Consider the following 22,235-nt stretch of genomic DNA (forward strand, 5'->3'; position numbering starts at 1 on the left):
AAAATAAATATTAGGAAACATCCTTAAATGACAAAGCCAAATATCAAACAATTAATCTCTACTCGTAAATCTGTAAATATATCGTCAGAAAAACTAATTCAGACATCTTATTTACAGCCAGACTCTCTACCTCTAGTTGTTCAACCGAATTTAGATAACTTAAATCTAGCAATTTGGACTGAAAATAATCGCTCCTGGATTCAAAGCAAACTCATACAATATGGAGGCATTCTCTTTCGAGGATTTAATGTCAAGGATGCCTCCCAATTTCAGCAATTTATTCAGGCTCTCTCAGGGAAATTAATAGAATATTCTTACCGTTCCACACCTCGTAATCGTGTTAGTGGCAATATTTATACTTCCACAGAATATCCTGCAACTCATTTCATTCCTCTACATAATGAAATGTCTTACTCCCGTACTTATCCTTTAAAAATTGCCTTTTTTTGCATTAAGAAAGCAGAACAAGGTGGAGAAACACCCATTGCTGATAGTCGCAAAGTTTTTTCTCGAATAAATACAAAAATCAAAGAAAGATTTCTGCAAAAGCAGATAATGTATGTGCGAAACTATGGAGTAGGATTAGATTTATCATGGCAAGATGTATTTAATACTAATAGTAAACATGATGTAGAAACATATTGTCATCAGGCAGGAATTCAATTAGAGTGGAGAGATACTAAAAAATCTGGTTTTAGCCTGAGAACTCAGCAAGTTTGTCAAGCTGTTGCCAAACATCCTCAAACATCAGAAATAGTTTGGTTTAATCAAGCGCACTTATTTCATATATCAAGTTTAGATTCAACTATTCGCGCCCAGTTGTTAGCTAATTTTTCAGCAGAAGATTTGCCACGCAATGCTTATTATGGCGATGGTTCAACTATTGAAGATTCTATATTAGAAGAGATTCGAGAAATTTATCAGCAAGAAGCAATTACCTTTCCTTGGCAAGAGGGAGATGTATTGTTATTAGATAATATGTTATCTGCTCATGGCAGAATGCCATTTCAAGGTTCCCGTAAAGTTGTAGTTGGAATGGCTGAAGAATATAAGTCTCCAGAATATTAATTGTGAAAAAATTAGGGTGTAGTTAATATGCAAGCAACACAGATTGAAGGCTTTAGGTTATCTCCGCAGCAAAAGCGGATATGGTTATTAGAAAAGGGGCAAAATGTCTCATTGCGAGTTCAAGGTGCGGTTTCTATAGTAGGGAAACTAAATATCGATGTTTTGAAAACAGCCTTGCAAAATTTAGTCAATCGGCACGAGATTTTTCGTACTACTTTTTGTCGCCTACCAGAAATGGAAATACCCGTACAGGCGATCGCCGATAATTATGAAATTGGAATTACTGAATTAAATTTGCAAGATTTGAGCGAACAGGAGCAAGAATCGCAAATTATTGAATTATTCGAGCGATTAAAAGAAATATCCTTTAATTTAGCAAATCAACCGCCAATCCAAGCTTATATTCTTTGTTTAGGTTCAGATAAATATACTTTAATTTTGAATCTCTCTGCATTAATTGCTGATGTTTATACTCTTAAACACTTGGCAGATAAAATTAGTATTTATTACTCAGCTTGCTTGCAAGGTCATAAACTAGATGATGATCCGCTACAATATGCGGATATTGCAGAATGGCAAAACCAAATTTTAGAATCAGCAGAGTCAGAATTAGGTAAAGAATATTGGCGCAAGCAAGATATTGCTGCTATTAATGACTTCAATCTTTGGTTTGAAGAACAAACTACAAAAGATAGCTTTCAGCCTCAATATGTATATTCAATTATTGATAGCAATACAGTTGAAAAACTAGAGCTATTATCTTCAAAATATCAGGTCAACAGTGCTAATATTTTGCTAAGTTGTTGGTTGATACTGCTGAGTAAAATTACTAGACAATCCGATCTATGTGTTGGGGTTGTTGGTAATGGTAGAAAATACGCAGAACTAGATCAAGCAGTAGGAATATTATCAAAATATTTACCGATCGCCTGCCATCTCCAACCCGAAACAAAGTTTAGCGAACTATTACAACAGCTACACAATTCGGTAAATAACGCTTGGGAATGGCAAGAATACTTTACTTGGGAAGAAACTGTAAAATCGGCAGATTTTTGTCCAGTTGCTTTTGAATTTACAGACTTACGGGAGAATTATTCTGTTGCAGGTTTATCGTTTTCTTTATCTAAGTATTACTCTTGTATTGATAAATTTAAGATTAAATTAACTTGCCTGCATCAAGATAACGCATTAATTACTGAGCTTCATTTTGACGACCAATTATATAGGCTTGAAGACATCGAAACATTAGCCGAGCAGTTTCAGACAGTATTAGCAGATGCGATCGCCAATCCAGAAACAGCCATCAGTCAGCTAAATATTCTCAGCGATCGCCAGCTACAACAACTACTTGTAGAATTCAATCAGACAAGTATATCTCATCCTCCAGATAGGTGCATTCACCAACTATTTGAGGAACAAGTAAACCGCACGCCGGATGCAATCGCCCTTGTCTTTGAGCAGCAGCAATTAACTTATGCACAGTTAAATGCACGTGCAAATCAATTAGCCCATTATCTACGTTCGCTAGGAGTTGGAAGGGAAGTTCTAGTAGGGCTTTATACCGAACGTTCCCTAGAAATGATTATTGGGTTGCTGGGAATCTTAAAAGCTGGCGGTGCATATATACCCTTAGATCCAAACTATCCCCACCAGCGTTTAGCGCAGATGTTAGCAGACGCTCAAGTTCGAGTGTTGGTAACTCAACAGCAGCTACTAAAAGAGCTTCCCCAACACCCACCAGAGGTAATATGTTTAGATACAGACTTTGAAACTATTGCTCAACAAAGTCACGAAAATCTTCAAACTGAAGTTAAGCCAGAAAATTTAATTTATGTCTTGTTTACCTCCGGTTCTACAGGTAAACCAAAAGGAGTTGCAGTTGAACATCGCCAACTGTGCAACTACCTGAACGGAATTGGCGCAAAAATAGATTTTTCTACCTGTCGTAGCTTTGCTCATGTTGCTACCTTTGCTGCTGACTTGGGCAATACAACGATTTTTCCCGCTTTGTGTAACGGTGGATGTCTGCATATAATTTCCCAGGAACGGGCTACTAACTCCGAAGCACTAGGAGAGTATTTCGAGCGCCACACCATTGATTGTTTAAAGATAGTTCCCGCTCATCTTGCAGCTTTACTTACATCTGGATCTCAAAAGATATTACCTCAGCAACGCTTAATTTTAGGTGGTGAAGCTTGTAGTTGGCAGTTAATCGAGCAAATTCAGCAATTAGCACCCAATTGTCAAATTTTTAATCATTACGGTCCCACAGAAACTACAGTCGGAGTGCTGACGTACCCCATACAGAATCGAACTGATTGTGCAACTGTACCAATGGGAAAAGCGATCGCCAACACGCAAATTTACTTGCTAGACTCTCATCTGCAACCAGTACCGATTGGCGTACCAGGGGAACTTTATATTGGCGGCGATAGTTTAGCGCGGGGTTACTTAAACCTACCCGAACTCACTGTTGAAAAATTTATTGCCAATCCATTTAACAGAGAACACGGGAAAGCTTCCTCATCTCATCGTTTGTATAAAACAGGTGATTTGGCTCGTTATTTAAGAGACGGAAATATAGAATTTTTAGGCAGAATTGACGAGCAGGTAAAAATTCGCGGCTTTCGCATTGAACTAGAAGAAATAAGACTTGCCCTCCAGCAACATCCTACGGTACAACAGGCGATCGTATGTAGCCGAGAAGATGTACCAGGTGACAAGCGTTTAGTGGCTTATATTGTTTTCGAGCCATCAGCCATTCTGCATCCCCAATCATCAGACTTGCGTGCATTCCTCAAAGAAAAACTGCCTGAATACATGGTTCTTTCAGCCTTTGTGATGTTGAAGACTTTACCATTAACAGCTAATGGAAAAATAGATCGAGAAAAACTACCAGCACCAGAACAAGTACCCCCAGAATTAGCAGCCACCTTTGTTGCTCCCCGCAACCAAACAGAAGAGGCGATCGCCCAAATATGGGCAGAAGTTCTCGCTGTCAAGCAGGTAGGAATTTATGACAATTTCTTCGAGTTGGGAGGACATTCCTTAATAGCAACTCAGGTAATTTCTCGCCTGCGCCAATCTTTACACGTAGAGTTGCCTTTACGCCAATTTTTTGATTCTCCCACAGTTGCCGACTTAGCGGTAATCGTCGCCCAGAACTTGGCAGAACAAACAGATGAGGCAACCTTAGCCGAGGCGTTAGCAGAGTTAGACGAACTATCAGAGGAAGAAAGCCAAGCAGTTCTAGCGCAGGGAGAAATAGAGTAATGAACGATCTAAACAAACGCATTGCCCAATTGTCTCCTGAAAAACGCGAGTGGCTCGTGCAAAAGTTGAATCAGAAACAAGAGAAAACTAAATCCTCTCAAATTCAATGCCAAAGCCGAGATTCTCAATTTTTTCCGTTGTCATTTGCCCAAGCTAGACTTTGGTTTCTCGCTCAGTTAGAGCCAAACAATTCTTTCTACAATCAGCCTACGGCTTTACGCTTAACAGGTCAGTTTAACGTTGCCATATTAGAACAAAGCCTGAAGGAGATCGTTCGCAGACATGAAATTTTACGGACAACTTTTGCCATAGTTGGCACAGAACCAGTCCAAGTCATCAATCCAGCCGTTGACTTGACAATACCAATAGTAGATTTGCAAACTTTGTCTCCAGAAAGTCAAGCACAGGAAGTCCAAAACCTAGCCAAACAAGAAGACCAACAGCCTTTTAACTTGGAGCAAGGACCATTACTGCGCGTCACCATCCTGCGTCTGAGCGCAGAAGAACACGTAATTTTATTTACTACGCACCACATTATTTCTGATGGTTGGTCAACAGGAGTTTTAGTCCAAGAAATAACAACACTATATACAGCCTTTGTCGATCGCCAACCTTCACCCTTACCAGAACTTCCCATCCAGTATGCAGACTTTGCCGTTTGGCAAAGGCAACAAGCAACAGCAGCACTCCAAACTCAACTATCTTACTGGCAAAAGCAGCTAGAAAATGCGCCCTTAATCGATTTACCTACCGATTATCCCCATCCGCCGATTCTCACCTATAAAGGTGCGACAAAATCCTTTTTGCTGCCTTTGTCTCTAAGTACAAGCCTTAAAGCGATCGCTCAACAAGAAGGAGCCACCGTGTTTATGGTTTTGCTGACAGCCTTCAAAGTTCTATTACACCGCTACAGTCAGCAAGATGACATTGTTGTGGGAACTGCGATCGCCAATCGCCATCAAGCTGAGATAGAACCACTAATAGGCTTTTTTGTCAATACCTTAGTGCTGCGGACTAATTTGGCTGGCGATCCTAGTTTTCGTCAATTGCTAAGGCGAGTTAGAGAAGTAACATTAGGGGCTTACGCGCACCAAGATTTACCTTTTGAGCAGCTAGTAGAAGAACTTCAACCGGAGCGTCATCTCAATCGCAACCCCTTGTTTGATGTCATGTTTACCTTCCAGAATGCGCCCGCACAAGAGTTAAAATTACCAGGATTAACTTTGAGTTTACTGTCAGAACAGAGACAGACAGCAATTTTTGACTTAACCCTCGTAATGGCAGAAACAGCACAAGGGTTGGCTGGAACAATAGAGTACAGCACTGACTTATTCAATGCCAGTACAATTGAGCGGATGTTGAGACATTTTCAAGTGTTGTTAGCTGCAATAGCGACCGAACCTGAGCAAAGTGTGTCGCATTTGCCACTATTAACATCACCAGAACAGCAGCAGTTATTAGCATGGAATAACACAGAAGTTGTCTATCCCAGCGAATGCGTCTGCGAACTATTCGAGCAGCAGGTAGAACGCACGCCGGATGCTGTCGCAGTTGTCTTTGAAAACCAGCAATTAACTTATAGAGAACTCAACGCCAAAGCCAATCAACTAGCCAATTATCTGCAAAAGCTAGGAGTAAAGCCAGAGGTTAAGGTAGGGATTTGCGTAGAGCGTTCCTTGGAAATGGCGATCGCCTTATTAGCCGTTCTCAAAAGTGGGGGAGCTTATGTACCTCTTGACCCAGCGTATCCACAAGAGCGTCTAGCTTTCATGTTAGAAGATGCTCAGGTGTCGGTATTGCTGACTCAACAAAATGTAGCAGCAGCGTTGCCAAAACATCAAGCTCAAGTAGTTGACTTAATTGCAGACTGGGAAAAAATTAGCCAACAAAGTATTAATAACCTTATTAAGATCGCCAATAATGAGAACCTAGCCTATGTAATATACACTTCTGGCTCCACAGGTCAACCAAAAGGAGTGCAAATTACACGCAATGCGCTGGTTAATTTCTTAAGGACAATGCAACAAAAACTGGGGCTAACTCCAGAAGATATTTTCTTATCAGTAACTACCTTATCTTTTGATATAGCAGCACTAGAAATTTATTTACCACTGATTGTTGGTGCGCGTTCAATCTTAGCAAGCCGTGAGGTTGCAACAGATGGTAGCCAATTGTTGCAACAATTAATTTCTAGTCAAGCCAATGTCATGCAAGCAACACCAGCTACTTGGCGGATGCTGCTGGCGGCTGGGTGGAGCGACAATCTTAAACACTTAAAAATTCTTTGTGGAGGAGAAGCCCTAAATCTCTCCCTTGCTAATCAATTACTAGAACGCAGCCAGGAAGTTTGGAACCTATACGGACCGACAGAAACCACCATTTGGTCAGCAGTGCAGAAGGTTGAAGAACAAACAACAGAGATTGTTTCTATTGGTCGTGCGATCGCCAACACTCAATTTTATATCCTAGATCGACATCACAACTTACTTCCTGTAGGTGTTCCAGGTGAATTATATATTGGTGGTGCTGGGCTAGCTCGTGGTTACTTAAATCGCCCAGAACTAACAGCAGAAAAATTTATCCCCAATCCCTTCAATAATTCCCAGTTTAATCGTTTGTATAAAACAGGAGATTTAACTCGTTACTTGCCAGACGGTACTATTGAATTTCTAGGACGGATTGACAATCAAGTTAAACTGCGTGGTTTCCGCATCGAACTTCAAGAAATTGAAGCTCTACTTACTCAACATCCCCAAGTTGAGACAAGTATAGTTTTGCTGCGGGAGGATAAAGGTACTCAACATCTAGTAGCCTACTTAATTCCCCAACCAAAGCACACACTAGAAGTTACCGAACTGCGCCGCTTTTTAGCATCAAAGCTGCCCAGCTATATGCTGCCAACAGCTTTTGTAATGTTGGATAAACTACCATTAACACCAAATGGTAAGGTAGACCGTCGAGCGTTGCCAACACCCGATCGCACGCAGTTAATCCAGTCGCATTTTGTTCCTGCTTCTACACCTATAGAACAAATGCTAGTTAATATTTGGGCTGAGGTACTTGGGAGCGATGGATTAAGCATTCACGATAACTTCTTTGAATTAGGCGGACATTCATTACTCGCAACTCAACTAATTTCCCGAATTCGGCAGATTTTATATTTAGAATTGCCGTTGCGCTGTTTGTTTGCGGCTCCCACTATTGCTGAACTAGCTTCTGTGATTCAGACAATGGTTATGCAGGGACAATGGCAAAATTACCCTATTATTCCCTGTTCGCGCCAAGTAGAAATACCCTTATCCTTTGCTCAAAATAGACTGTGGTTTATCGACCAATTACAGCCTGGTAATTCGGCATACAATATCTTCAACGCCGTTCGCCTCAAAGGTTCGCTCAATATTACAGTTCTTGAACAAAGCATTAACGAAATTATTAGACGGCATGAAAGCTTACGCACTCAATTTGTTGCTGTAGATGGACAACCAGTGCAGGTAATTATTCCCAACTTGCAATTAACTTTACCACTGATAGACCTGCAAAACCTCCCAGCAACAGCACAAGAAACAGAAGTACAACAGCTAATTACTCAAGCAGCAGGGCAACCTTTTGATTTAACACAAGCTCCTTTAGTGCGGATATCTCTGGTAAAACTCAACACCACAGAACATATAGTGCTATTCGCAATGCACCATATTATCTCGGATGCTTGGTCGATGGGCGTACTGATTCGAGAATTGACAATTCTTTATCAAGCCTATTTAACAGACAAACCCTCACCTTTACCAGAATTGCCTGTTCAGTACGCAGATTTTGCAGTTTGGCAACGGCAATGGTTGCAAGGAGAAATGCTCGAAACCCAATTAAGCTACTGGAAGCAGCAACTTGGTGGTTCTCTACCAGTGCTAAACTTACCCTACTCCCATTCCGCTAACCCAAACTGTGGTGGTATTCACACCTTCACACTATCTACAGAACTGTCTACAGCACTGCAAAAACTCAGTCGTGAGGCTAATGTCACGCTGTTTATGACAATGTTGGCTAGCTTGCAAACATTGCTATACCGCTATAGCGGACAAGATGACATTGTTATTGGTATTGATGTCGCCAACCGCAATCGAGCCGAAATAGAGGGACTAATTGGCTTTTTTGTCAACCTGCTAGTGTTACGCACTAACCTTGGTGGCTACCCCAGTTTTCGAGAACTTTTGCAGCGAGTAAGAGAAGTAACTTTGGGAGCTTATGCTCACCAAGACTTACCTTTTGAAAAATTAGTGGAAGAACTACAACCACGACGTTTAAGCCATACACCTTTATTTCAGGTGTTATTTGTCATGGATAACGTTCCCACAGCCAATTTAGAACTTCCAGGTTTAACACTGCTGCCATTAGAAACCAACCATGAAACAGCTAAATTTGATTTAGCTTTGTTCGTCACAGAAATAGATCGAGAAATTGCCGCTACTTTCTGTTATAAAGCTGACCTTTTTGATGCGGCGACAATCGCCCGTATGGCAGAACATTTTCAAGCAATTCTGCATAGTATTGTTGCCCATCCTGATATTCGCATCAACAATTTGGATATGTTTACTAACGCTGAAAAGGAACAGAAAAACATGGTAGAAACTAAGCAAGAAGCAAGTAAACTAAAAAAGTTTATCGGAATTAAACCCAAATCAGTTAAATTACCAGAAGGAGAATTAATTAAGGTTGAGTATCTGCAACCTGAGCAAACATTGCCTTTAGTAATTAAGCCAAATATCAACGATCTCGATCTTATTGATTGGGCTAAAAATAATAGCCAACTTCTCAATAGTAAGTTGCATCATCACGGTGCAATTCTTTTTCGCGATTGTGCTATTGATTCTGCGGCAAAATTTGAAAAATTAGCTCAAGCTATTTGTCCCGAATTATTTGGTGATTATGGCGACTTGCCACGAGAAGAAATAGGAAGTAAAGTTTATGGTTCTACACCTTATCCAGCAGACCAAGCAATTTTATTTCACAACGAAAGTTCTCATTTGCACTGCTGTCCAATGAAAATATGGTTTTTTTGTTTGCAACCAGCACAACAAGGTGGAGAAACACCAATCGTAGACTGCCGAAAACTTTATCAAATCCTCGATCCACAAGTTCGAGAAACTTTAGAGAAAAAGCAATTAATGTATGTCCGCAATTATATTGAAGGGTTAGATGTAAGTTGGCAAGACTTTTTTCATACTAGCGATAAAACAGTAGTAGAAAATTATTGCGATCGCGCAGGAATTGAGTTTGAATGGCTAGCAAATAATAACTTACGAACTCGCAAAATTAGATCAGCCATAGTTAATCATCCCTACACTGGAGAAAAAGTATTTTTTAATCAAATTCAGCTACATCACAATTCATGTTTAGACCCCACAGTTAGAGAATCTTTATTGTCAATGTTGGGCGAAGAAAATCTGCCCCGTAATGTTTATTACGGTGATGGTTCTGCAATTGAAGATGAAGCGATCGCAGAAATTAATCGAGTTTATCAACAAGCTACCATCAGCTTTCCTTGGCAGCAAGGAGATGTACTGATGTTAGATAATATGCTAACTGCTCATGGTCGCTTTCCTTACGTAGGACCGCGAAAAATTGTGGTGGCGATGGGAGAAATGATGAATTCTGAAAATGTTTAATTAGGAGTTAACCATGAAAAATGAAGTCATAGAAGGTTTTCAACTTTCTCCCCAGCAAAAGCGCCTGTGGTTGTTACAACAAGATAGCAATATTTTTGTGTCTCAAGTTGCTATTTTGTTAGAAGGAATAGTTGATATAGAAGTTTTGCAAGCGGCTACGTACAAAGTTGTTAACCGCCATGAAATTCTCCGCACAAATTTTCATCGTAGACCAGGAATAAAATTTCCTCTTCAGGTAATAGATGAAACAAGCACTGTATCGTGGTGCTGTATTAATTTGCGAAATTGCGCTCGCCAAGAACAAACACTCAAAATTGCCGAGTTACTTCAAACAGAAAGATGCTTAGTTTCCAACTCAGAAAAAGCAGCTTGCGTGCGGTTTTCGTTGTTATCCATAAATGAAAATCGACAGATATTAATTATCAGTTTGCCATCATTGCGTGCAGATAGTTGGACACTGCAAAATCTGGTTAAAGAAATTAGTCTCAGTTACGATTTGTGCTTACAAGGTCAGGATTTTTCTGACGATCCCGTACAATACTTGCAATTTTCGGAATGGCAAAACGAGCTTTTGACAGAGGAAGATGCCGAAATTGGCAAAAACTATTGGCAAGAAAAAGAATTTAAAAGCACAGCATATCCAAAACTTCCTTTTGAATTAATTAATCATAATCAGATAGATCTCCAGCCTGATACTTACTCTCTTACATTACCCACAGATTTAAGCCAAAGTATAACTAAATTTGTTACGCAGAATGACACTACTTATCATAATTTTTTCTTGGCTTGTTGGTATATATTAATTTTACGATTAACAAAACAATCAGAAGTTGTTATCCATAATTTATACGATGGTCGAAAGTACGAGGAGTTATATGAAACTCTAGGGTTATTAGCTAAATTCTTACCTTTTAGTTGTCCTATTACTCAAGAGTTTAAATTTGCCGAAGTTTTATCCAATATTAGCAAGCAGCATCGCCAAGGAGAACAGTATCAGGAATATTTTTCAGAAGTAGATATCAAAAATAGTCACAACGACTGGTCAAACCTACCGATTTGTTTTGAATTTGAACAGATACCTGAAAAATATAATGCTGGTGATGTAAGTTTTTCTATTTATCAAAAATTTGTCTGCTGGGAAAGATTTAAACTTAAGCTAAATTGCATCCAAAAGCAAGATTCTCTAACTGCCGAATTTTATTACGCTCATCATTTATTTGCAGCCGAAACTATTCAACGTTTAGCTAGACAATTTCAAACTTTAGTATCAAGTGTTGTTATTAACCCAGAAGTTCCTGTAGGACTGTTGAAAGTTATTGATAGTGAAGAACGTCATAAGTTATTAGTAGAATTTAATCGCACTCAGACTAACTATCCTCAAGATAAATGCTTTCATCAGCTATTTGAGGAACAAGTCAATAAAACACCTAATCAGATAGCGGTTGTTTGGGGAGAACAACAATTAACTTATGCACAGTTGAATTCACGAGTCGATCGCCTAGCATCTTACTTAAGAGGGTTAGGAGTCGCACCAGATGTACTCGTAGGTTTATATACAGAACGTCACCTCGACACTATAGTTGCCATACTGGGTATTCTTAAAGCTGGAGGTGCATACCTACCACTAGATCCAGCACTACCAGCCACAGCCTTAACTTACCGTTTACAAGATGCTGGTGTATCCATCCTCTTAACACAGCGATCGCTAGTTAGTATTCCCACCGACAACATCCAAGTAATTTGTCTAGATACAGACTGGGAACTAATTAACCAAAGCAATCGACCAGATTTTACTACAACTGTGCAGCCAGAAAATTTAGTATATGCTATCTATACTTCTGGTTCTACAGGTAAACCCAAAGCAGTTGCTATAGAACATCGCCAACTTGTTAACTATACTTACGCAATCATCGATAGATTAGACTTAGCCGAAGGTGCTAGCTTTGCTACGGTTTCCACCTTTGCAGCAGATTTAGGTAATACCGTCATCTTTCCGGCGTTAGCTACAGGTGGATGTCTGCATATCATTTCTCAAGAAACAGCATCCGATCCGCAAGCACTCGCTGATTATTTTCAACGCCATCCGATAGACTATCTCAAAATAGTTCCCTCTCATCTAACTGCTCTTTTGGCTGCATCTCCAACCTCTTTAATCCTACCCCGTCGAAGCTTAATTTTGGGTGGTGAAGCTAGTAGTTGGCAATTAATTAATCAAATTCAACAATTATCACCTGAGTGTCAGATTTTTAATCATTACGGTCCTACAGAAACAACTGTAGGCGCGTTAACTTATCCAATTACTAAACAAACACAACAAATATCATCTACTGTCCCCTTGGGAAAACCTTTAGCTAATACTCAAGTTTATGTTTTAGACGAACAATTACAACCTGTACCCATAGGTTTAGCGGGTGAATTGTACATTGGTGGCGCGGGGTTAGCTAGAGGTTATTTAAATCAACCAGAACTTACAGAAGCAAGATTTATTCAACATTCTTTTGGCTCTGATTCTCAAGAGCGTTTATACAAAACAGGCGACCAAGTACGCTATTTAAATGATCGAAACTTAGAATTTCTAGGACGAAGCGATCGCCAAGTAAAAATCAGAGGTTTTCGCATCGAATTAGAGGAAATTGAAGCAATAATAAAACAACATTCAGGCGTGCAAGAGGTGGTGGTTACAGCCACAGAACAAACACTTAGTAACAAACGTTTAGTAGCATATATAGTTGCTAATCCTCAGTTCCGCTCTCTCAATCAAAATCATCAGGCAATTTCCAGCGTTCTTCGCAGCTTTTGTTTAGATAAACTACCAGAATACGCCATCCCTTCTACTTTCGTATTGCTCAAAGCTTTACCATTAACAGCTAACGGTAAAATCAACTATCAAGCGCTCCCAACTCCCGAACAAAATCGCCCCGAACTAGAACAACTGTATGTAGCACCACGTACAGATTTAGAAAGACAACTAGCAGAAATTTGGTCAGAGATATTAGGTTTAGAACAAGTAGGAATTTATGATAACTTCTTTGAATTAGGAGGGCATTCTTTACTTATTACTCAACTACTAGCTAAAATCCGAAAAGCTCTCAATGTAGGACTTCCCTTAAAGGTTTTATTTAATGCACCTACTATCGCCGATTTAGCTGCACAAATAGACAACACACAAATAGCTATTTCAGATATCAATCTTGATACCGAGGCTGTTTTAGATCCAGCAATAATTCCTGAGAATAAATATGTAGAGAAAATTTCAGTTAATACGATTTTGTTAACAGGTACAACTGGTTTTTTGGGAGCTTTTTTGCTTTACGAACTCCTGCAAAAGACTACAGCAGATATTTATTGTTTGATTCGAGCGAAAACAAATGAAATTGCTAGAGAAAGACTGCAAAATCATTTAAAATTTTATTTATTATGGCATGATAGTTTCAATCAAAGAATTATTCCTTTAATAGGAGATTTATCTCAACCACTTTTAGGACTTTCAGCAGATAAATTTGCAGCGATCGCAGAGCAAATAGATGTCATCTATCATAACGGTGCATTAGTTAATTTCACATACCCTTATTCCTATCTCAAAGCCGCTAATGTCTTAGGAACTCAAGAAATTTTAAGGCTAGCCGCACAAACTAAAACTAAGCCAGTACACTTTATTTCTACCATTGGCGTTGTTGGTGCGGCTGATTCTGCTGTAGAAACTATTGGAGAAGATACACCGATAGATCGCAGCCAAAACATCAGTAGTGGCTATACACAAAGTAAATGGGTAGCAGAAAAATTAGTTCAAATTGCAGGCGATCGCGGAATTCCCATATCGATATATCGACCAGGGAGGATTTCTGGAGATAGTACAACAGGTGTTTGTAATATCGATGACCATACCTTCAGAATGATTCGCGGTTGCATCCAACTAGGTAGTGTCCCCAAAGAGGATACGATGGTTAACCTAACGCCTGTAGATTATGCCAGTCAAGCAATAATTTATTTATCGCAACAACCAACCTCATTAGGCAAAGTTTTTCACATAATCAACCCTCAACCTTTACCTTGGGAAGAGGTCATTACCTCAATCGTCTCTTTTGGCTACTCGCTTGAAGCAATTGACTATACACAATGGCGTTCAAAACTACTAAAAGAAGTTGAGCGATCGCCTGAAAATCCCTTGTCTCCTCTAGTTGCAGCAATGGCTAATACAGAATCTCAAAATAATAACATTGAAGATTCCCCAAATAAGCAAATAGATCTGCAAAATACCCTCACTGGATTAGCAGAAACTACAATTATTTGTCCGCCACTAAATCGACAACTGTTGACCACTTACCTTTCCTATCTAATTCGTAACGGCTGCTTAAAACATCCTCCAAAACATAGCTAAACATAAAACACTGCAAACCTCTGCACTTATCTCATCTGTATCTAATAAAACTAATCGTCATTCCAACATCAGCAATAAATATATGTTCATTACCCAGAAAGAATCTCTAATTGATACGCAAAAGATTAGTAAAATATTAGCCAATGTCGAGCTAACTACACGTCAACGAAAATACTTAGAAAACTTCATTATCCGCTACAATCAAAAGACAAAAACATCAAAACAACTAGCTCAAGCTAATCGTTCGTATTTGGCTGACAATAAAACCTTTGCCAATTTCCATTTGCCTTTAAAAGAAATTTATTATCCTATTGTTACCAAACGTTCTGCTGGCTGCAAAATATGGGATGTGGATGGTAATGAGTATATAGATTTAGTCATGGGATTTGGGATTAATCTATTTGGTCATAATCCACCTTTTATTAAGGAAGCATTAACAGCACAAATAGAGAAAGGTATTCAATTAGGTTCGCAACCGGAAATTATTGGTGAGGTTGCTCAATTGATTTGCGAACTCACCAAAATGGAGCGAGTTGCTTTTAGTAACACAGGTACAGAAGCCATCATGACCGCAATTCGGATGGCAAGAACAGTTACAGGACGTAATAAGATTGTTATATTTTCTAACTCTTATCATGGGCATTTTGACGGTACGCTAGGCAAAGCGGAAATTGTAGATAATAATTTACAATCTGTACCTATTGGAGCAGGAATACCACCAAATTTTGTTGCGGATATCTTGGTTTTAAAATATGGCGAACAAGAATCACTTGATGCGATCGCTAATCAAGCTCAAGAATTAGCTGCTGTTTTAGTTGAACCAGTTCAAAAAGAAAATTTAGATTTACAACCCCAAGCCTTTCTGCAACAGCTTAGGAAATTAACTAAAGAATCGGGAATAGCACTAATTTTCGATGAAATGGTAACAGGTTTTCGCATTCATCCAGGTGGCGCGCAAGCTTGGTTTGATATTGAAGCAGACATAGCTGCTTACGGCAAAATAGTCGGAGGTGGAATAGCAATCGGCATCATTGCAGGTAAAGCCAATTTCATGGATGCGATCGATGGTGGAGTTTGGCATTATGGAGATTTATCGTCTCCTCACCAAAAAACTACTTATTTTGCCGGAACTTACTGCAAACATCCTCTAGCGTTAGCTGGTGCTAAAGCAGTTTTGGAATATTTAAAAGCTCAAGGTTATACTCTACAAAATGAGTTAAATCAACGTACAACTAAGTTTGTAAAAACCCTGAATACCTACTTCGAGCAGGAAGGATTACCTATACAAATTACAAATTTTGGTTCGCTTTTTGGTCCGGTTTATTCAGAAAGTAATAGCGAAGAAGATAAAGAAAATTCTGAAATTTCTTTAGTTTACGATTTACTTTACTATCATCTGCTCGACAGTGGAGTTATGCTGAGGGGGAATGGAGGATTTTTATCTACAGCCCATACAGATGAAGATATTAATTATATTATTCAGGCGGTTAAAAATAGTGTATCAAAACTTCGAGAGGGGGAATTTTTACCTTAATGAGATTTGGAGTTAGCTTCGTTGTCACATTAATACCTCAAACTGTAATCAGTGCAAATTTGATTTCTCAGCACTTACTTAATTTCAAGGAGATAACAATGTATCAAGACGAGCAAGAAGACACCACTATTTACAAAGTTGTCGTTAATCACGAAGAGCAATATTCAATTTGGTCAATAGAAAAAGAAAATCCTCTGGGCTGGAAAGATGTAGGTAAATCAGGACTTAAATCAGAATGTCTTGAATATATTAAGGAAGTTTGGACAGATATGAAACCGTTAAGCCTACGTCAGAAAATGTCAACAATTACCTAAAATTTTTACTTAGCTACCTGTATTTCTTGAATGTTTTCTAAATTAGATATTGTTGCTATCTGCTCCGAATGAGCGTGAATTATCAACTTGTAGTTAATTTGTAGAGGAGTTAAACTTCTCTACAATAGTCTTATTTAGGAAAAGGTAAAGCAATTTTAAGCTGATGAACCCAAATATATTAAGTTACACCCCTTGGATAGTTTGTCCTAACCCCAATCCTCAATTTGATCTGCGTCTATTTTGCTTCCCTTATGCAGGTGGTAGTTCTTTTATTTACCGCACTTGGTCTAAATTTCTATCTCCGTCTGTAGAAGTTTGTGCTATAGAACTTCCTGGACGAGGAAAGCAAATGAAACTACCACCATTCAATAAACTAGAGCCACTTGTGGAGGCGATCGCCTCCAATATCTATCCTTATTTAGATAAACCATTCGCCTTCTTTGGTCATAGTATGGGTGGTTTGATAAGCTTTGAGCTAGCGCGGCTACTACGCAAAAAGTATGCGATCGCTCCAGCGCAACTATTTATTTCTGGTCGTCACGCCCCACAAATTCCAAATTCAAAATCACCAATTCACAATCTTCCTGAACCAGCTTTTATCGAAGAACTGCGCCATCTTAATGGTACACCGAAAGAAGTTTTAGAAAATGTGGAATTGATGCAACTATTTGTACCAATTTTACGGGCAGACTTTGCTGTTTTAGAAACTTATATTTATACTCTTGAGCCACCGTTAGATTGCCCCATTACTGTTTTTGGTGGATTGCAAGATTCAGAAGTTGATTGTAACCAATTGCAAGCATGGCAAGAACAGACGAAAACTGATTTTAATTTACATATGTTTTCTGGCGATCACTTTTTTCTGCATTCTGCTCAAGACATTTTACTAGAAAAGTTAGTTAAATATTTACCGTACGGATTGCCAGCATAAATTTTCTGTCCCAGACTCGGTAACTGCGTAGCGAACAAGTCTAAAGAGTATGTCAACTACCGAGATAAATTCGGCAGGGCAACTACTGGAAAACTCTCAAAATTGCGCCGCACCCAATCCATTCCTACCTCATTATTTAACTTAATGCGTTGTGGCGAGTTAGGGTAAATCTGAGTTAATATCTTTGCATCCTGCTCTACGACAACATCAATGAGCTTGAGCAAGTTACCTTTGAGTAGATGAGCGATCGCACTATAGGCTTTCATATACATCAATACAAACACGTGCGATCGCCCAATCGTTTCTGGTAGGTAAAAATGACATTCCTTCAAACACAGTAGCTTATTGTCTCCATGCATCAAACCCATGAAAGGAAAAAAGTTCTCTAAATGAGCTTCCAACACTTTTGGCATCGCTATCTGTGCGGGATTTCTGAGGATATCTCGCCAAGTTGGTTGCTTTCTTAGCTGGGATAAATAGGCATGAGAATGCAACCCTTCATCGATAAATTGTTTTACTTGCACTTCTTCAATCTCAAATAACTCTCGATGCGTCCCATTTTGATGATTATAGTCGTGCATATTGAGGAGCAGGCTTAAAATATCAGTAGCAATGCTGCGATCGCCTGTTACGCCAATAAACTCATATTCTGCTGCAATCTCGTTCATAATTTCTGGAATGGGAAGCTTGGGTTCGCACCCGCCATAAGACCAAATCAAGTCGCCTTGCACTACTAATTCCAAAGGTTGGAGCAACGATCTAGTTTGCTTATTAGAACCTGGTAATACGGTGCAGCCATTGCCATCAAACTCTAAAGCATGAAAGGGACACGCGATCGCACTACTACCATCTGGTTTCCTTACACACCAACCTGCTGATAGCATTGCTCCCATGTGCGGACAATCATTAGGCAAGGCGTTGATACTGCCGCGATTGTCTTGCCAGAGTACGTAATCTTTACCTAAAAGGGAAATTTTCCTTGGCTTGTTTGGCTTGAGCATGGAACGATGCGCCAAAAGCCAAGGTGAGCCTTGTAACTGTTTCATCTTTTTGCTTACTAATTAATTAATAAGTTTATCAATTCCTTAGCTACCAGTCAAGTTAATAGTTCTCCTGATAGGATAAGAGGGCGAAGAATATAGGGTATATAATGGTGCGATCGCCTAAACGCAAAACGAAGCCAGTTCGGACAGTAAGAGATGCCGAAGCAACGCAACAGCAGATTTTAAATGCCGCCGAGCAAGAGTTTGCAAGAAATGGTTTGCATGGGGCGCGGATCGGTGCGATCGCAAATTACGCTCAAGTTACCACTGCAACTATTCACTACTATTTCGAGAGTAAGGAAAACTTGTATAGAGCAGTCTTGCAGCGCCCAGTAGATGAAGTGCAAGCAACCCTTAAACAATTAAATGCAGACTTGCCACCAGAAGAAGCATTAAGACAAATTATTGAAATAGCGATCGCCACAGAAGCTAAAAATCCTCAGCGTCAAATGTTGTGGTTTCAAGAAGCAAGTCAAAATCAAGGTGCGTATTTCCAAGAATGCAACGTTTTAGGACTACACGAACACCTACTGAGAGTTTTAGAACGGGGTGTTGCAGAAGGTTGTTTTCGTCCGCTCAAACCTTTTTTAACTTTGACGCATATTTTAAGCGTTTGTTTATTTTACTTCACCGTACATGAAAACTGGAAACACCTAACTCCGGATACCGATCGCCTAAATCCAGAAGCAATCGCCGAACATACCCAAGAAGCGATCGCCTTTATTTTGGCAGGGGTACGCAAGTTATAATTAGATTTATTCTCTACTGGCAATCCGCTGCGATAGTGATTCAATAACATCAACTGGTGGTTTTTCTGCTAATTCAAAATCAGCGGGTAAAGCTACATAAATTAAATGATCTACCCATTGCTCGTTTTCATAGAAAAAACCAGAGCGCATACACTCTTTCTTCATGCCTACACGTTTAGCTAGAGCAATCGAGCGATCGTTGTCTAAATTAATTGCTGCTTCAATCCGATGGTAATTGAGATGTTCAAACCCAGCGATTATAGCGGCGCGAACTGCTTCTGTTCCGAATCCCTGTCTTTGATATTGGTTGTGAATACCGTAACCTAAATTCGCCCACTGATTTTCCTCGCGACGAATTGTTGATAAGTCAACATTACCTAAATGGCGATTAGTCTCGCGTAGAAACACGCCAAAAATGTAGTCTTTATCCTGCAAGGCTCGTTTTTGATGATGCTGGCATAAGTTGCAAAACCATTGAAAGTCGCACTCGCTTAGATCGACTTGTCCCTCATCATATTTATGTTGCGAAGGTAAGCGACCTGCAAACCCAGCATACCAAGCTTCATAGTCACTTGGCTGCTGCGGGCGCAGAATCAACCGTTGGGTTACGACTTCCAAATTCCAAGTAGTGTCACTCATATCTATAATTTCGTAGGGTGTGTTGCCTTGCAATGCACCCTAATTTAACAACACATCAAAGACAATCTAGCTAAAAGTTAGACTTGCATAGAAAATCATCTGCCTTACGGTTTAAGCGCATTAACTTCTAATCTCACCATACGAACGTGCGCCAATCCATCTTTATCAAGTGGAATTTGCTCCAAATATGTATCTACAAAGCTACTAATAAAATACTCTCGTTCATTCTCAGGTACGCGATGGGTAAAAGGCATCCAAGTTGTGCGTATCCACCCTGCTAAACCTTCTTTACCATGATGCGTCATATCTTTTGGCACTAACGCCAACTGCTCTACTTTGAATCCTGATTCCTCTAACCACACTGCATATTCTTCATCGCTATAGAAATAATAGGGATTGTAAAAATTATCAAAGCGATCGCTCCAAGGTTTGCTAGCTACAAGTTCAGAAAAAACTTGCAGCACATCAACAGCACATCCTTTCCCACCACAACCAACAATTAACCTTCCTCCACTGCGTAAAGCTCGACTTACCCCTTGCAGAAATGCTTGATGGTTATCAACCCAGTGGAGTGTAGCATTTGAGAAAACAAGATTAAATTCGTCATCAAATTCAAGGGAACGTGCATCGATGCAAGCAAAGGAAAGATTGGGATATTTAGTGTCTGCATAAGTACGAGTAGCGTAATCTATCATTTGCGTAGAACTATCTACACCTACCACTTTGCCCCTTGGCAAAGCTACTGCAAAATCAGCCGTAATTTTTCCATCTCCACAACCAACATCCAAGACAGATTCATTGCCTTGCAAATCGAGTTTTGCTCGTAATTCCCGCGCCCATTTCAATTGAGCATCTGAGTTCTTGGCATAGTCTTCTGGATTCCACATCATACAGTTTTGTTCAGATTGAAATTGCTCAAATAGTTGAGTAAAGTCGCTTGGCTGCGCCTCGTAGTTAAGTAGTTGCTCGTTAAGAATTACCCACTTTTGAGCGCTTCGAGTCCACAAGTTTCCTACGGGTTTTAGCCAACTGGTATCATCTAGAGTTCCTGGCTTTATGTTTGTAATATTGGAATTACGAGCAGGATTATGAAATAACCTGGTTCCACACTCACCGCAAAACCAACAACTGACTCCTCGTCCACTTTCAGAACTGCGCTGCCATTGTTTAGGCTGTCCTTGCAGAATTACCACTGCATCGCGAGAAACAGGCATTGACATCCCAAAAGCACTGGAAGATTGCTTCTGACACTCAAGGCAGTGGCAAACATAAAGCGTCAATGGTTCAGCCCGAATTTCGTAGCGAATCTGCTTGCATTGGCATCCTCCAGTATAAGGAGCCGTCATAATTGATTCTCCATTAACCTTTTGCGTTTAATTTTAGCTATCTAAATAGCAGTTGCTATGTTGCTAAATGCGATCGCTCTTGACTATTTATGCTACAAAATGTAGTATGAAGCTGTTGTCTAAATATTTGTCGTCCTTGGCATTGTACCAAGGCATAGTTTTATGATTCCCCGAAGTAGCATCCGTAATATTGGCATATCCGCGCACATTGATTCTGGCAAAACAACATTGAGCGAGCGGATTTTGTACTACACGGGGAGGATTCACAAAATTGAAGAAGTTCGTGGCGGAGGCGACGGCGCGACAATGGACTTTATGCCCTTAGAACGCGAAAAAGGTATCACCATTACATCCGCAGCCACAACCTGCATTTGGAATAACACGCAGATTAATCTAATTGATACTCCTGGACACGTAGATTTTACGATTGAAGTAGAACGTGCTTTAAGGGTACTAGATGGTGCAGTGATGGTACTTTGTGCCGTTGCTGGCGTTCAGTCGCAGTCTATTACAGTAGACAAGCAAATGAAACGCTACCGCGTACCGCGTCTGGCTTTCATCAATAAAATGGATCGTTTGGGTGCAAATCCGTTCGCTGTCGTACAAGCTTTGCAGGATAAGTTGAACTTGAACCCTCTACTGCTTCAATATCCTATTGGTAGTGAAGATAAGTTTGAGGGAATCGTCGATCTAGTTGAGATGAATGCTAACTACTTTGCAGGTGAAAAAGGGGAAGAACGAGTAATTCGCTCAATTCCTACATATCTGCAAGCAATAGCATTAGAAGCACGAGAAAAAATGCTCGATCGCCTGTCGCTGTTTTCTACCCAGATGACAGAAATGCTAATTGCAGGCGTAGAAGTGCCTAAAGAGCTTATTTGGGCAACGATTCGCCAAGCTACCTTAAGCTTAGAACTTACGCCTGTATTGCTCGGTTCAGCCTTCAAAAATAAGGGTATTCAGCCTTTATTGGATGCAGTAGCAGCTTACCTTCCTTCTCCTTGCGATCGCGAAATAGTCAAAGCTTTTGATGTGACAACTCAAGAGCAAGTCAATGTCTATGCCAATCCTACAGATCCTTTAGTAGCACTAGCTTTTAAGCTTTCTGATGAGAAGTTCGGACAATTGACTTATACGCGCATATATTCAGGGACATTAAAACCAGGCGATCGCATCAGGGATAATTCATTCTATAAGTAAAAATAGTTTGTCAATGTCATGGGCAAGAAAGCGTTCCGCCTTGGTCAAAGAATTATAACCACCCTGACGAGCAAGATTAATAGCGATATTGCGGATAATA

Annotated in this window: 11 protein-coding genes and 1 pseudogene; 9 read left to right on the forward strand and 3 right to left on the reverse strand. The window is 39.8% G+C overall.

What is annotated here, in order from left to right:
- Positions 1 to 27 precede the first annotated feature (27 nt).
- The 7 genes from UH38_RS17205 (at position 28) to UH38_RS17235 (ending at position 17,158) form a co-directional block, all read left to right on the forward strand.
- Positions 28 to 1,068: a TauD/TfdA family dioxygenase gene (locus tag UH38_RS17205; RefSeq protein WP_045055912.1), complete on the forward strand. Its 1,041-nt coding sequence runs from the start codon at positions 28 to 30 to the stop codon at positions 1,066 to 1,068.
- A 27-nt stretch (positions 1,069 to 1,095) separates the two neighbouring features.
- Complete coding sequence (locus tag UH38_RS17210) at positions 1,096 to 4,341, forward strand: non-ribosomal peptide synthetase (protein ID WP_045055913.1); 3,246 nt, start codon at positions 1,096 to 1,098, stop codon at positions 4,339 to 4,341.
- Positions 4,341 to 10,001, forward strand: coding sequence for a non-ribosomal peptide synthetase (locus UH38_RS17215; RefSeq protein WP_045055914.1), 5,661 nt, complete (start codon positions 4,341 to 4,343; stop codon positions 9,999 to 10,001). Before UH38_RS17210 ends, UH38_RS17215 begins: the two co-directional genes overlap by 1 nt.
- A 13-nt stretch (positions 10,002 to 10,014) precedes the next feature.
- Positions 10,015 to 14,379: a non-ribosomal peptide synthetase family protein gene (locus UH38_RS17220; RefSeq protein WP_045055915.1), complete on the forward strand. Its 4,365-nt coding sequence runs from the start codon at positions 10,015 to 10,017 to the stop codon at positions 14,377 to 14,379.
- A gap of 82 nt (positions 14,380 to 14,461) precedes the next feature.
- Complete coding sequence (locus UH38_RS17225; RefSeq protein WP_144405709.1) at positions 14,462 to 15,913, forward strand: aspartate aminotransferase family protein; 1,452 nt, start codon at positions 14,462 to 14,464, stop codon at positions 15,911 to 15,913.
- Between the two features lie 98 nt (positions 15,914 to 16,011).
- Positions 16,012 to 16,227, forward strand: a complete 216-nt coding sequence (locus tag UH38_RS17230) for an MbtH family protein (protein ID WP_045055926.1) — start codon at positions 16,012 to 16,014, stop codon at positions 16,225 to 16,227.
- A gap of 163 nt (positions 16,228 to 16,390) precedes the next feature.
- A complete protein-coding gene (locus UH38_RS17235) occupies positions 16,391 to 17,158 on the forward strand; it encodes a thioesterase II family protein (protein WP_045055916.1) in 768 nt (255 codons plus the stop codon).
- A gap of 56 nt (positions 17,159 to 17,214) precedes the next feature.
- Here UH38_RS17235 and UH38_RS17240 read toward each other — a convergent pair whose 3' ends face one another.
- Entirely contained in the window at positions 17,215 to 18,204 is a 990-nt protein-coding gene (locus UH38_RS17240) for a Rieske 2Fe-2S domain-containing protein (protein ID WP_045055917.1), read from the reverse strand.
- A gap of 104 nt (positions 18,205 to 18,308) precedes the next feature.
- On the opposite strand from UH38_RS17240, the gene UH38_RS17245 reads away from it, so the two are divergent.
- On the forward strand, positions 18,309 to 18,950 hold the full coding sequence (locus UH38_RS17245; RefSeq protein WP_045055918.1) for a TetR/AcrR family transcriptional regulator: 642 nt from the start codon (positions 18,309 to 18,311) through the stop codon (positions 18,948 to 18,950).
- 6 nt (positions 18,951 to 18,956) lie between these two features.
- Here the strand turns inward: UH38_RS17245 and UH38_RS17250 are convergent, their stop codons facing one another.
- Both UH38_RS17250 and UH38_RS25940 read right to left on the reverse strand, forming a co-directional pair.
- Positions 18,957 to 19,589, reverse strand: a complete 633-nt coding sequence (locus tag UH38_RS17250) for a GNAT family N-acetyltransferase (RefSeq protein ID WP_072044942.1) — start codon at positions 19,587 to 19,589, stop codon at positions 18,957 to 18,959.
- Positions 19,590 to 19,693: 104 nt separating this feature from the next.
- On the reverse strand, positions 19,694 to 20,935 hold the full coding sequence (locus UH38_RS25940) for a GFA family protein (protein ID WP_082065417.1): 1,242 nt from the start codon (positions 20,933 to 20,935) through the stop codon (positions 19,694 to 19,696).
- A 162-nt stretch (positions 20,936 to 21,097) separates the two neighbouring features.
- On the opposite strand from UH38_RS25940, the pseudogene UH38_RS17260 reads away from it, so the two are divergent.
- Positions 21,098 to 22,111, forward strand: a pseudogene (locus UH38_RS17260) (GTP-binding protein); the annotation flags it as partial.
- Between the last annotated feature and the right edge of the window lie 124 nt (positions 22,112 to 22,235).

It is taken from the genome of Aliterella atlantica CENA595, from assembly GCF_000952155.1.
GTDB classification, from domain to species: Bacteria; Cyanobacteriota; Cyanobacteriia; order Cyanobacteriales; family Chroococcidiopsidaceae; genus Aliterella; species Aliterella atlantica.

Bases quoted from the DNA above. Each gene is read 5' to 3' on its own strand.
- UH38_RS17205 (WP_045055912.1), top strand. From the start codon at position 28: ATGACAAAGCCAAATATCAAACAATTAATCTCTACTCGTAAATCTGTA.
- UH38_RS17210 (WP_045055913.1), top strand. From the start codon at position 1,096: ATGCAAGCAACACAGATTGAAGGCTTTAGGTTATCTCCGCAGCAAAAG.
- UH38_RS17215 (WP_045055914.1), top strand. From the start codon at position 4,341: ATGAACGATCTAAACAAACGCATTGCCCAATTGTCTCCTGAAAAACGC.
- UH38_RS17220 (WP_045055915.1), top strand. From the start codon at position 10,015: ATGAAAAATGAAGTCATAGAAGGTTTTCAACTTTCTCCCCAGCAAAAG.
- UH38_RS17225 (WP_144405709.1), top strand. From the start codon at position 14,462: ATGTTCATTACCCAGAAAGAATCTCTAATTGATACGCAAAAGATTAGT.
- UH38_RS17230 (WP_045055926.1), top strand. From the start codon at position 16,012: ATGTATCAAGACGAGCAAGAAGACACCACTATTTACAAAGTTGTCGTT.
- UH38_RS17235 (WP_045055916.1), top strand. From the start codon at position 16,391: ATGAACCCAAATATATTAAGTTACACCCCTTGGATAGTTTGTCCTAAC.
- UH38_RS17240 (WP_045055917.1), bottom strand. From the start codon at position 18,204: ATGAAACAGTTACAAGGCTCACCTTGGCTTTTGGCGCATCGTTCCATG.
- UH38_RS17245 (WP_045055918.1), top strand. From the start codon at position 18,309: ATGGTGCGATCGCCTAAACGCAAAACGAAGCCAGTTCGGACAGTAAGA.
- UH38_RS17250 (WP_072044942.1), bottom strand. From the start codon at position 19,589: ATGAGTGACACTACTTGGAATTTGGAAGTCGTAACCCAACGGTTGATT.
- UH38_RS25940 (WP_082065417.1), bottom strand. From the start codon at position 20,935: ATGACGGCTCCTTATACTGGAGGATGCCAATGCAAGCAGATTCGCTAC.